This window comes from Enterobacter sp. 725m/11, from assembly GCF_011683705.1.
Taxonomy (GTDB): Bacteria; Pseudomonadota; Gammaproteobacteria; order Enterobacterales; family Enterobacteriaceae; genus Enterobacter; species Enterobacter bugandensis.
This window is the reverse complement of record NZ_JAAQOK010000040.1, coordinates 1-12,846: the sequence shown is the minus strand read 5'-3', so window position 1 is coordinate 12,846 and position 12,846 is coordinate 1. Positions and strand designations below refer to the sequence as shown.

Sequence of the window (12,846 nt, the reverse complement as noted above, 5' to 3'; positions counted from 1 at the left end):
TTAGACTAGTATTGTCGAAAAAATCGACACCGATGGACAGATTACATGGCTATCTCTATTAAGACACCTGAAGAAATTGAAAAGATGCGCGTCGCCGGTCGTCTGGCCGCGGAAGTGCTGGAAATGATCGAGCCGTTCGTGAAACCGGGCGTCAGCACCGGCGAACTGGATCGCATATGTAATGACTATATCGTTAACGAGCAGCACGCGGTTTCCGCCTGTCTCGGCTACCACGGTTTCCCGAAATCCGTCTGCATCTCTATTAATGAAGTGGTTTGCCACGGTATTCCGGACGACGAAAAACTGTTAAAAGATGGCGACATCGTCAACATCGACGTGACCGTCATTAAAGACGAGTACCACGGTGACACCTCGAAGATGTTCATCGTTGGCAAACCAACGATTCTGGGCGAGCGTCTGTGCAAAGTGACGCAAGAGAGCCTGTACCTGGCGCTGAAAATGGTTAAGCCGGGCATCCGCCTGCGCACTCTCGGTGCCGCAATTCAGAAATTCGTGGAAGCGGAAGGTTTCTCCGTGGTGCGCGAATACTGCGGTCACGGCATTGGCCGCGTCTTCCATGAAGAGCCGCAGGTTCTGCACTATGATGCCGATGACGGCGGCGTGGTGCTGCAGAAAGGGATGACCTTCACCATCGAACCGATGGTCAACGCCGGTGACTACCGCATCCGCACTATGAAAGACGGCTGGACGGTGAAAACCAAAGACAGAAGCTTGTCTGCCCAGTACGAGCATACTATTGTGGTAACGGACAACGGCTGCGAAATTATGACGTTGCGCAAGGATGACACCATCCCGGCAATACTGACGAACATTGAGTGATAAGAAGCCGGCAAATGCCGGCTTTTTTAATGGCGATAGCTTTTTCTTATGGGTGGCGCACGATGAGTAATCTATTACCCGAACAGTATGCTAACACAGCACTTCCCACCCTCCCCGACCAGCCCGATAACCCGGGCGTCTGGCCGCCGCACGAACTGACCTGCGCGCACATAAAAGCCCATATGGATGTTTTCCACCGCTGGCTGGGCAGCGCGTTCGACGCGGGCGTCTCTGCCGAGCAGCTCATCGAAGCGCGCACCGAATTTATCGACCAGCTCCTGCAACGTCTGTGGATCGACTACGGTTTCGGGCAGGTGAGCGACGTCGCGCTGGTTGCCGTGGGGGGCTATGGCCGCGGGGAGCTGCATCCGCTTTCCGATATCGACCTGCTGATCCTGAGCCGCAAAAAACTGCCGGACGAACAGGCGCAGAAAATAGGCGAGCTGCTGACTCTGCTGTGGGACGTCAAGCTTGAAGTGGGCCACAGCGTACGCACCCTGGAAGAGTGCCTGCTGGAGGGGCTCTCGGACCTGACCGTCGCCACCAACCTGATTGAAACCCGCCTGCTGATTGGTGACGTCGCGCTGTTTCTGGAGCTGCAAAAGCATATTTTCAGCGACGGCTTCTGGCCATCTGAGAAATTCTTCGCCGCCAAGGTCGAGGAACAAAACCAGCGCCACCAGCGCTACCACGGCACCAGCTATAATCTTGAACCCGATATTAAAAGCAGCCCCGGCGGCCTGCGCGACATCCACACGTTACAGTGGGTCGCCCGTCGTCACTTTGGCGCCACCTCGATGGACGAGATGGTCGGCTTTGGCTTCCTGACCGAGGCCGAGCGTAACGAGCTAAACGAGTGTCTGCACCTGCTGTGGCGCATCCGTTTTGCCCTGCATCTGGAAGTTACCCGCTACGATAACCGCCTGCTGTTTGACCGTCAGCTCAGCGTAGCGCAGCGGCTGAACTATCAGGGCGAAGGCAACGAGCCGGTTGAGCAGATGATGAAGGATTTCTTCCGCGTCACCCGCCGGGTCACCGAGCTGAACCAGATGCTGTTGCAGCTGTTCGACGAGGCCATTCTGGCCCTGACTGCCGACGAAAAGCCGCGCCCGATTGACGATGAATTCCAGCTGCGCGGCACGCTTATCGATCTGCGCGACGAAACGCTGTTTATCCGTGAGCCGGAAGCGATCCTGCGGATGTTCTACACCATGGTGCGCAACAGCACCATCACCGGGATCTACTCCACCACCCTGCGCCATCTGCGCCACGCGCGCCGCCATCTGACGCAGCCTTTGTGTTACATCCCGGAAGCGCGCTCGCTGTTCCTGAGCATGCTCCGCCATCCGGGTGCCGTCAGCCGCGGGCTGCTGCCGATGCACCGTCACAGCGTGCTGTGGGCCTATATGCCGCAGTGGTCGCACATCGTTGGGCAGATGCAGTTCGATCTGTTCCACGCCTACACGGTGGATGAACACACCATCCGCGTGATGCTCAAGCTGGAAAGCTTTGCCAAAGAAGAGACGCGCTCCCGCCACCCGCTGTGCGTGGAGCTGTGGCCGCGCCTGACCCATCCGGAACTGATCCTGATTGCCGCCCTGTTCCACGACATCGCTAAGGGCCGCGGCGGCGATCACTCGGTGCTGGGCGCGCAGGACGTGCTGAAATTTGCCGAACTGCACGGTCTCAATTCGCGCGAAACGCAGCTGGTCGCCTGGCTGGTGCGCCATCACCTGCTGATGTCGGTCACCGCCCAGCGTCGCGATATTCAGGACCCTGAGGTTATTAAGCAGTTCGCCGAAGAAGTTCAAACGGAAAACCGTCTGCGCTATCTGGTCTGCCTGACGGTGGCCGATATTTGCGCCACCAACGAGACCCTGTGGAACAGCTGGAAGCAGAGCCTGCTGCGCGAGCTGTACTTCGCCACCGAAAAACAGCTGCGACGCGGGATGCAAAACACCCCGGACATGCGCGAGCGCGTGCGTCATCACCAGCTGCAGGCGCTGGCGCTGCTGCGGATGGATAACATTGATGAAGAAGCGCTGCATCAGATTTGGGCCCGCTGCCGTGCCAACTATTTTGTGCGCCACAGCCCAAACCAGCTTGCCTGGCACGCGCGGCACCTGCTGAAGCACGATCTGTCTCAACCGATGATCCTGCTGAGCCCGCAGGCCACGCGCGGCGGAACGGAGATATTCATCTGGAGCCCGGACCGGCCTTATCTGTTTGCTGCCGTCTGCGCCGAGCTGGACAGGCGTAACCTGAGCGTTCATGACGCGCAGATTTTTACCACCCGCGACGGCATGGCGATGGATACCTTTATTGTGCTGGAGCCGGACGGCAGCCCGCTGTCCTCGGACAGGCATGAAGGGATACGCTTCGGTCTGGAGCAGGCGATCACGCAGCGCAGCTGGCAGCCACCGCAGCCGCGCCGTCAGCCGGCTAAGTTACGCCACTTTACCGTCGATACCGAGGTCAACTTCCTGCCGACCCACACCGACCGTAAATCGTTCCTGGAGCTGATCGCGCTCGACCAGCCAGGGCTGCTTGCCCGCGTCGGCCAGGTTTTTGCCGATCTGGGAATTTCGCTTCATGGGGCCCGAATTACAACCATTGGCGAGCGAGTAGAAGATTTATTTATAATCGCCACCGCCGATCGGCGTGCCCTTAATAATGACCTGCAGCTTGAAGTGCAACAACGGTTGACAGCAGCCCTCAATCCAAACGATAAAGGGTGACGTGTTTTTTAGTAAAATGGAAAGAGTAAACAATGCAGCAGTTACAGAACGTTATTGAGTCCGCTTTTGAGCGTCGCGCCGAGATCACTCCGGCAAATGTGGATACCGTGACCCGTGAAGCGGTAAACCAGGTTATTTCCCTGCTGGATTCCGGCGCCCTGCGCGTGGCAGAAAAAATCGACGGTCAGTGGGTCACTCATCAATGGCTGAAGAAGGCCGTGCTGCTCTCTTTCCGCATCAACGATAACCAGGTTATCGACGGAGCAGAAAGCCGCTACTTCGATAAAGTGCCAATGAAATTCGCGGATTACGACGAAGCGCGTTTTCAGAAAGAAGGCTTCCGCGTAGTACCACCGGCAGCAGTACGTCAGGGTGCATTCATCGCACGCAACACCGTGCTGATGCCATCCTATGTGAACATCGGTGCATACGTTGACGAAGGCACCATGGTCGATACCTGGGCAACCGTCGGTTCCTGCGCGCAGATCGGTAAAAACGTTCACCTGTCCGGCGGCGTCGGCATCGGTGGCGTTCTGGAGCCACTGCAGGCTAACCCGACCATCATCGAAGACAACTGCTTCATCGGCGCGCGTTCAGAAGTGGTTGAAGGCGTGATCGTGGAAGAAGGCTCCGTGATCTCCATGGGCGTTTACATCGGCCAGAGCACCCGCATTTACGATCGCGAAACCGGCGAAGTGCACTACGGTCGCGTTCCGGCGGGCTCAGTGGTCGTTTCCGGTAACCTGCCGTCAAAAGACGGTAAATACAGCCTGTACTGTGCCGTTATCGTGAAGAAAGTGGATGCGAAAACCCGCGGTAAAGTGGGCATCAACGAACTGCTGCGCACCATCGACTAATCCCCGACGCGTTGATAAACCGGGACGCGCCTGTGCGTCCCGGTGTAATCATCAAAAACGTCCGTTTCCGCAGTGGCGATTGCCATTCCCTTTTTTCTCAACCCTGCGATATCCGCCGCCATACGCTGGCTCCCCAGCCAGAAAAGCCCGTCGAGAGCCGTCACGGCCAGACCCGACTCCAGCGCCAGCTTCAGTCGCTCACGCGGCGCTTTTACCTCTTTGGCGATCTGCCGGAAGGGCTCTGCAGTAAGCCCGGTGGGATCGATCCGCCGAATGCGGGTGCTCATGCGGTACTGAAAAGCCTCAGGAATCGCATTGAGATCGGCTTTCAGGCTGTAGACGCAGCCAAAGCGCTTGCCGTTAAAGATGACGTTCTTCTGGCTTAGCTGAAACTCATCGCGCAGCCCGGCGATAAGCTGAGGGGCGCGGGTCAGCACCAGTCGGAACGGCAGTTCGAAGCTGGTGACATAATCCACGTTCAGTAAGGCAATACGTAAACGCTCTTCCGCACCCGCTTTTAGCTGGCGGCACTCTGCGGCAACTTCTGCCCACTGGTGCGTGAGCCTTGGGCTCTCATCTGCGGCGCCAAAGCTGTATTTTTCGATCTGATAATCAATGCGTCCTGACATGTCATTATCCCCGCGGGCTACGCTTTCGTGCGATAACTTTGCCTCATTTCCCCGCTTTTGAATACCCGTCTCGCTCGCCTTTTCTCAGCTGAAGTAACAATGATGAATCTCTTTACAAGCAAGTTCACCTCGTTACTTAATGCAAATTTTTTCTTTTAAAACATAGGTTTGTTGAAAAACAGGATTAACGATATTATTCGTGAACAGCAAATAATAATCTGGCCTTGCGGACAATAAACGGGAATCGTGCAATGAGTCATTACGGCAAAATAATTGGTGCGGGGATCGCAGGTCTGGTCACTCTGGCCGGGACGTATTTATGGGGAAAAAATAACGGCAAAGACGAAGGGATTGCTGAAGGGCAGCAGATCGCAAAAGCTGAATATGCCGAAAAGATCAAAAAACTCCAGACTGAACTGGCGGACAAGATGCGCGATATCAGTAAACGGGATGACTTTATCCTCGCGGCGTATGCGCTGGGGACATGCTGCATCAAGGCTAATGGCAAGACCCCAGCGGAAAATATTGCCCTGCTGGATGATGCAGTGTCTGGTCTTGTTCCGCGGGAAAAGTTACCTCAAGCCGTTCAGCAGAAGATCGTCGAGATGGTCGAAACACCGCCCAATCTGCCAACGGTTTGGTCACTTATAAATGAATATCAGCTTAACGATGCGAAAAGCCTGGAGAGGTTTAGCCTCATTGTTGGCATGATGGCAAGTCAGGATGAGCTAAGAACACAAAGCGAAAGTGATTTTATGGCCTCCTGGAACTTACTGGTTGCGGCCTGAGGACGACGGATGACAAATCTTAATGCACATCTCGCCAGAATGAAAAAGCTGCAACAGGTGCGGAATGCCCCTGCGCTAAAATCCGTGGCGACGGCGTCCGCCATCAAAGCTCATCTGACCGGAGAAGTCGATGCTGCATTTATAAAGGGGTGCGATACCGGCAGCATTTACCGCGAAGCGATCATGGGGGCCAACCTGACGGTCAGCAACGACGACGTTATGGCCCGCCTGAACGTAATCTCAACGGGCAGCGCCATCGACAATATCCTCGAACCCGTGTTTCTCAGCCTGCTCGACGGCACAATGCGCGCCTGCAATATCGGCACCCGACAAGGTGTTACCCCGTCCCGCCTGTACCAGGAGTGCCGGGCGTTCAGTTACGAAGCGCCCGAAAGAAATGCCTTTATGCTGGATAGCTACAGCGAGCACTTGAACGAACGTCAAAACATTGACCGTTTTTCTGAACAATCGTCGTTTAACGGCGGCGAAATGACGCGCAACAACGACTCTCTGAACATGCGCGATGGTGCAAAAATGGAGGCCCGTAAAGAGAACCATTTCTCCGGTAATCTGCGCGCTGAGGATGAATATGGTAACGGCACGATCTACCAGTACAAAAAACATGCGAAAAGCGAGGGAGAGCAGAAGCAGGCTGCCGAAGTCGATCATGTCGTCTCCTGCGCCGAAGTATGCAACAACCTCAAAAGCAACAAGGCTCTGAAGCTTGATGACATCAAAAATATTCTCAATATTGACGAAAATTATGCTGTTACCAGCATGCAAAATAACCGTGGCGAGAAAACCGGTAAGTTCGCTAAAACCCGCGAAGAACTCCAGCAGGAGATCGATCAGGGCTTTGTAGTTGTCAAAAAAGGGAAAAAAGATGTCGCACATCCGCTGACAGAAGAGGAAATCAAAACGCGGCAGGTGATGGTCGAGAAAATGGACATCGCGCAGCAAACGATGGATACCAAAACCAATGAAACCGTATTTGATAATATCCGCAAGGATCGCGACGTCCAAAAAGTTCTGGCGAAAGATGCGGCCCAGGCATCAGGTCATCAGTCGCTGGGCGATCTCATTCTCTTCATTATCAAGCCTCTTTACTATGAGCTGCGCAGCTGTTTAACGCACGGTATTGAAGCTGGCGTAGATGCGAGCGATTTTTCGCAGGCTCTGTCGATTCGTCTTGGTCGCATGAAAGATCACATTCTCAAAAACGCTGTCGTTTTATTAAAAGATGTTGCCGTCGGCTTTATTAAAAATTTCGTGTCGATGCTGCTGGAAGGGATTGTTAACTGCTTCGTTGGCGTGTTCAAAAACATCATGCGGATGGTAAAAGAAGGCTTTAAGGTCCTGATGCAGACGGTACCGATCCTCAGGGATAAACACAGCAGTATGGCCCAAAAAGGCGATGCCATTCTTAAGCTTGTAGCAGGTTCTCTTTCCGTCTTTGCGGCTATTGGCCTTGAGTCATGGCTCAGCGGCCTTGGTCTACCAGGACCGCTCCCCATTTTACTCTCATCGGTCCTGACCGCCGTGATTACGGCGCTGGTGATGTTCCTGCTGGATAAGCTCGATCTGTTCGGCGTCAACCAGGCAATCAAAAAACAGCGGATCGACGAACTGTTGGAACAGGAAATTACCACCACGGAAAGCGAAATGCTGGCCTCCATCGCCTTACTGCGCTAGCGCTCAGATCGTCAGGTTTTGGTATTAAAATGATTTCCACTTGACGTAGTCGTTAAAAACAACAATAAACGAGTGGGGGCAATGCACCTTCCCTGCCCGGTAATTTCAGTGAAATGTAATCAGGATCGACCCCGCTTTTTTTATATATGAGGGTGGCAAAAAGGAATTTTTTCATTAATTATTCAAAGGTTATGTTGAGATAAGGGTACCGCTATGTACGATAATCTGAAAAGTCTGGGCATTACCAATCCTGATGAAATCGATCGTTACAGCCTTCGCCAGGAAGCCAACAACGACATTTTAAAAATCTATTTTCACAAGGATAAAGGAGAGTTTTTCGCCAAGAGCGTGAAGTTTAAATATCCACGCCAGCGTAAGACCGTCGTCGCTGACGGCGTAGGACAAGGGTACAAAGAGGTGCAGGAAATCAGCCCTAACCTGCGCTATGTGATCGATGAACTCGATCAGATTTGCCAGCGCGATCGCACCGAAGTCGATCTCAAGCGTAAGATCCTCGACGATCTGCGTCACCTTGAAAGCGTTGTCACCAACAAGATCAGCGAGATTGAAGCAGATCTTGAGAAATTAACGCGGAAATAAAAGCAAAACGGCAATCCCTGATTGCCGTTTTTAGTGTTTGCGCCCTCTCCCCGTGGGAGAGGGATGGGGTGAGGGCACCAGACCGCACTCAGTCATCTCTGTTCGTCCAGCTGCAACGCGACATAGAGCAGCAGCCTGTCGTCAAAGTTCCCCAAATCCAGCCCCGTCAGCTCCGAGATCCGGTTTAGCCGGTACTCAAGCGTATTGCGGTGAATAAACAGCGCTTTTGAGGTCGCCAGCGGTTGCACGTTATGGCGAAACCACGCCTGCAGCGTCCGGCGCAGCAACCCATTGTTGTCCATCGCCTTCAGGCGCGCTAATGGCCGCGCCAGCTCATTGGCCTGCCAGCCGCCGCGCAGGCTGTCGAGCAGCACCGGCAGCATCAGATCCTGATAGAAATAACTGCGGCTCTCCGGCATCCGCTGCTTGCCCACCATCATGGTGGTGCGCGCGGTACGCCAGGACCGGGCGATGCTGCCCGGCCCGGTAAAGTAATTGCCCAGGGCAACGCGAAAACGCAACTGGCCGTTCTCCTGCATACGGGAAATCAGCAGTTCCACGCGACGACGATGATCTTCCGCATCCCAGCGGCCGAACGCATTGAGCGCGGGTTTGAGTACCACCATTTCCGTCAGCGAGACTATCGCCACCAGGTTGTCGCGCTCCGGCGTCGCCAGCGCATTTTGCAGCTGCTGCAGCTCGGCCATCGCGCTGTCGACGCCAAGCTGTCCGCTATCGACCTCAATCACTGCCACCACGCGCGGCTGGTTCAGGTCGATCCCCAGACGCTGCGCCCATTCGCTGAGTGCAGGCGTATGTTCTTCCGCCTGAATCAGGTTCATCACCAGCTCCTCGCGTAAACGGCTGTCCTGAGCAAGCAGATGCATCAGGCGAGACTGCTCCAGCATCATTTCCGCCGTCATGCAGACCAGCTCGCCGTATTTACGCAGGGATTCCGGTTCGCCCGTCAGGCCGATGACGCCAACAATTTCCCCTTCCAGACGCAGCGGCAGGTTGATCCCCTGACGCACGCCGTGCAGGTGTTTCGCTACCGCATCATCGATATCAACCACGCGACCCTGAGAGAGCACCAGCAGGGCTCCTTCGTGCAATTCCCCAATACGCTCGCGATCGCCGCTGCCAATAATGCGCCCGCGGGCATCCATTACGTTGATATTGGTATCAATGATGCGCATGGTGCGCGCCACAATATCCTGCGCCATTTTGGTATCAAGATGCCAGCCAGCCATGTAACCCTCCTGTGAGCAGAGCTCAAGCATAGGGAAGTTCAGCAGCGACTGCATTGTGCGAATGCACAAAGTGAGAGGGGGAAGTATGGAGTTGCGGTAGGCGTCACAGAAACAAGAAAGCCCCTGCGAACAGGGGCTTAAAAGGATTACTGCATCAGCAGGTAAATTGAGGTGTCACCGCGCTGGATATTCAGCGCCAGTACGGACGGTTTGCTGTCGAGAATTTTGCGCAGTTCAGCGATGTTTTTCACCGGTTGCTGGTTAGCCCCCATGATCACATCGCCTTTTTTCAGGCCGATACGGGCAGCAGGTGAATTTGCTTTCACGTTGTTCACCACCACGCCTTTGTCCTGGCCCTTGTTACTCATCTCTGCGCCTTCAATTCCGCTGAAGATGGTGCTGGAGTCCACCTGATTCTGGCTGCTCTGCTGCAGCTCCAGGCTTACGTTAACCGGTTTGCCGTCACGCAGCAGGCCAAGGGTCACTTTGCTGCCAATTGGCATCGAGCCCACTTCCGCACGCAGGGCGGCAAAGCTGCTGATCGGTTTACCGTTCAGAGAGGTGATCACATCACCCGCTTTAATGCCCGCCTTCGCTGCAGAGGAGTTCGGCATAACCTGGCTGACGAACGCACCGCGCTGCGCATCCACCTTCATCGCTTTCGCCAGCTCGGAGTTCAGCTCGGTACCCATAATACCCAGCTCACCGCGTTTCACCTGGCCATACTGCACCATCTGAGCAGTCAGGTTTTTCACCATGTTACTCGGGATAGCAAAGCCGATACCGATGTTGCCGCCGTCCGGTGCCAGAATAGCGGTGTTGATACCGATCAGCTCGCCGTTCAGGTTCACCAGCGCACCGCCGGAGTTACCACGGTTAATGGCCGCATCCGTCTGGATGAAGTTTTCATAGTTTTCCGCATTCAGGCCGCTACGGCCCAGCGCAGAGACAATACCGGAGGTCACGGTTTCACCCAGACCGAACGGGTTACCGATAGCGACGGTGTAATCGCCCACGCGCAGCGCATCGGAGTCGGCAATTTTAATCGCCGTCAGGTTCTTCGGATCCTGAATCTGGATCAGCGCGATGTCGGAGCGCGGATCTTTACCCACCACTTTAGCATCGAATTTACGACCATCACTCAGCTGAACTTTAATGGTGCTGGCGTTATCCACAACGTGGTTGTTGGTGACCACGTAGCCTTTTGCGGCATCAATAATCACACCGGAACCAAGCGCCATGAATTTCTGTTGCTGGCCGCCGCCCTGGCCGTCATCCCCTGCGCCACCGCCCTGACAGAACGGAGAACTCTGGAACGGCGAACCGTCCTGGCAGAACGGTGAATTGTCACCGAAGAACTGCTGGAAGTTACGCGGCATGCGCGGCGTATTGACGGTCGTGCTGCCCTCAACGTTAATACTCACCACCGATGGCATCACTTTTTCGAGCATCGGTGCCAGGCTTGGCATCTGCTGCGCGGTTGCTGCCGACGACGCGGTCTCAGCTGCAGTAGCAGTCAGAGGAGACAGCGCTAAACCTAAACTCAGAGCCAGTGCACTCATTGCTAATGTGGTTTTTTTCATGTTTCTCAATCTCGATTTACAGGTAACGCAAAATTGCTGTGTAACTCAGATTCATTTTATACCGCTTAGTTCCGGCCATAAGTTTATGGAAAAGGTAAAAATTTATTGGCCTTCTTTACAAAACTCCGGAATTATTCCACGGCCATGAGCTTGCGGTATTCATCCCAGGCATACAAATCGGTCATGCCGCTGATATAGTCCTGGATTAGACGGCAGCGATAATAATATTCCATCACCGGCCATTCCAGAGCGTGGCGATCCAGCTTACCCATCGCTTCGACATACGCCAGCCGATGGCGGGTAGAAAGTTTCTGATAAAGCCGGGATTCGATAGGAATTCGCCGCACGCGTTCTTTTTCCACCAGCTCGCTAAACTCCTCGACGGGGAGCTGAAGCAACGGGGAATAAATTTCCAGTAATCCACTGATTACACGGTATCCCTGCAGTTCCAGCTGCTCGACATCAGGATGGCTGAACACATGCCGCATTGCCACATGTTTATAAAGCTCAAGGAGTTGGCTGAAACTGCTGTCATCTTCCAATAGCGCATGATTGAATTCCCCGCTAAAGATTTGCGGCAAATTATCAATAAAGCGCGAGGCGGCATACGGCACCAGTTTATTTAATGTATTTACCCGCAAATACATAAAGAACTGATCTTCCGTACTGCGGCTCAACGTATTTGAGCGCGATTTTTCCCAGGCATTTTCGACAACCTGCGCAAACAGCGATCCTTTTTCATGGGTTCCCCATGCCGCATAAAGATGCTGATAAAGCTCCTCGACGCTGAATATTCTTTTCTCAACGGCATCTTCCAGGTCAGCCACGCAATAGGAAATATCGTCGGCGGCTTCCATAATCCACGTCAATGGGAATCGGCCGTTTGGCGTCAGGGAAAGTTCTTTACGCAGCCGTTCTATATAGGCCTCTTCGGAAAGGTAATAGCCTGGTTTTTTCATTAAATAGCTGTGGGATGCGGGCGTCTCCCCCATCCACCACGCGGGACGCGTATATTTCAAAATGCAGCCAACCTGCGCCCAGGTCAGGTTCATGCGCATCAGGGAGTGCACCAGCCGGATCCCCTGCGCGTTGCCCTCAAAGTGACAGAGATCCTGGCGCACTTTGCGGCGCAGATCGTTCAGCCCTTCTTCGCCTTCACGCAGGCGTAAATCGCGCACGATGCAGCGGTCATCGCTGAGTGGCTGGCTTGCCGCATCCGACGGATAAAGCCGTTGTTTAAACCAGTCATTAATAGCCGCCTCGCCAAAATGGCCAAAAGGCGGGTTGCCGATGTCATGCATCAGGCAGGCCATCTCAACGATGCTCTCGAAAGGCCCCGTCAGCTCATCCAGGCCATAGGTTTCCAGTAAACGCTGCTCTTTGAGGCGGCTTAAAATCTCTTTGGCAATATAACGCCCGACCTGCTGCACTTCCATGGAGTGGGTTAAGCGCGTGCGCACCGCGGCGTTACGCTCCAGCGGGAATACCTGGGTCTTTTGCTGCAGACGCCGGATGGCGGGCGAGTTAATAATCCTGCCGCGATCGCTTTCGAAGATGCGCAGGATCTCATGTTCGCTCTTTTCGCCCTGCGGCGAACGGAAACGTCGGTGCCAGTTAATTTTGGTACGAAAATCGATTGGTGACATGTGCTCCCCCGCGTGAGAATGCGTTTCCCCTTAACCGCATGATAGACTATGCCTCTTAACAAGGCACATCGCGAGTAAATCTATGAAAATCGGCATTATTGGTGCAATGGAAGAAGAAGTTACGCTCCTGCGTGACAAAATTGAGAACCGTCAGACCCTCTCTCTCGGGGGTCTGTCTCTTATACACATCTGACGCTGCCGACGACGGAGAGAGTGTAGATCT

Annotated in this window: 10 protein-coding genes and 1 pseudogene; 7 read left to right on the top strand and 4 right to left on the bottom strand. The window is 54.3% G+C overall.

Annotation, left to right across the window (positions count from 1 at the left end; translation table 11 throughout):
* Positions 1-45: 45 nt before the first annotated feature.
* From map to dapD, 3 genes are all read left to right on the top strand, one after another.
* Entirely contained in the window at positions 46-840 is a 795-nt protein-coding gene (map, locus tag HBA26_RS16810; RefSeq protein WP_028015578.1) for a type I methionyl aminopeptidase, read from the top strand.
* A gap of 62 nt (positions 841-902) precedes the next feature.
* Positions 903-3,578: a bifunctional uridylyltransferase/uridylyl-removing protein GlnD gene (glnD, locus tag HBA26_RS16805; protein WP_008501914.1), complete on the top strand. Its 2,676-nt coding sequence runs from the start codon at positions 903-905 to the stop codon at positions 3,576-3,578.
* Between the two features lie 32 nt (positions 3,579-3,610).
* Positions 3,611-4,435 carry a 2,3,4,5-tetrahydropyridine-2,6-dicarboxylate N-succinyltransferase gene (gene dapD / locus HBA26_RS16800; RefSeq protein ID WP_008501915.1) on the top strand — a complete coding sequence of 275 codons (825 nt, stop codon included), beginning with the start codon at positions 3,611-3,613 and terminating at the stop codon, positions 4,433-4,435.
* On the opposite strand, the gene HBA26_RS16795 is transcribed toward dapD, so the two are convergent.
* A complete protein-coding gene (locus tag HBA26_RS16795; protein WP_041911197.1) occupies positions 4,432-5,064 on the bottom strand; it encodes a DNA-binding protein in 633 nt (210 codons plus the stop codon). The two genes, dapD and HBA26_RS16795, sit on opposite strands and share 4 nt — an antisense overlap.
* Positions 5,065-5,315: 251 nt before the next feature.
* Between HBA26_RS16795 and HBA26_RS16790 the strand changes: the two genes are divergently transcribed.
* From HBA26_RS16790 to HBA26_RS16780, 3 genes are all read left to right on the top strand, one after another.
* Positions 5,316-5,852, top strand: coding sequence for a hypothetical protein (locus HBA26_RS16790; protein ID WP_047363662.1), 537 nt, complete (start codon positions 5,316-5,318; stop codon positions 5,850-5,852).
* Between the two features lie 9 nt (positions 5,853-5,861).
* A complete protein-coding gene (locus tag HBA26_RS16785; RefSeq protein ID WP_126345466.1) occupies positions 5,862-7,544 on the top strand; it encodes a hypothetical protein in 1,683 nt (560 codons plus the stop codon).
* Between the two features lie 213 nt (positions 7,545-7,757).
* Positions 7,758-8,144 carry a DUF3461 family protein gene (locus HBA26_RS16780; RefSeq protein ID WP_014168696.1) on the top strand — a complete coding sequence of 129 codons (387 nt, stop codon included), beginning with the start codon at positions 7,758-7,760 and terminating at the stop codon, positions 8,142-8,144.
* Between the two features lie 92 nt (positions 8,145-8,236).
* On the opposite strand, the gene cdaR is transcribed toward HBA26_RS16780, so the two are convergent.
* The 3 genes from cdaR to dgt form a co-directional block, all read right to left on the bottom strand.
* Positions 8,237-9,394: a DNA-binding transcriptional regulator CdaR gene (cdaR, locus tag HBA26_RS16775; protein ID WP_032644978.1), complete on the bottom strand. Its 1,158-nt coding sequence runs from the start codon at positions 9,392-9,394 to the stop codon at positions 8,237-8,239.
* Positions 9,395-9,540: 146 nt separating this feature from the next.
* Positions 9,541-10,977, bottom strand: coding sequence for a serine endoprotease DegP (degP, locus tag HBA26_RS16770; RefSeq protein ID WP_028015572.1), 1,437 nt, complete (start codon positions 10,975-10,977; stop codon positions 9,541-9,543).
* A 131-nt stretch (positions 10,978-11,108) separates the two neighbouring features.
* Complete coding sequence (gene dgt / locus HBA26_RS16765; protein ID WP_126345465.1) at positions 11,109-12,623, bottom strand: dGTPase; 1,515 nt, start codon at positions 12,621-12,623, stop codon at positions 11,109-11,111.
* Between the two features lie 82 nt (positions 12,624-12,705).
* Between dgt and HBA26_RS22950 the strand changes: the two are divergent.
* Positions 12,706-12,846 (top strand): annotated as a pseudogene (locus HBA26_RS22950) (hypothetical protein); the annotation flags it as partial.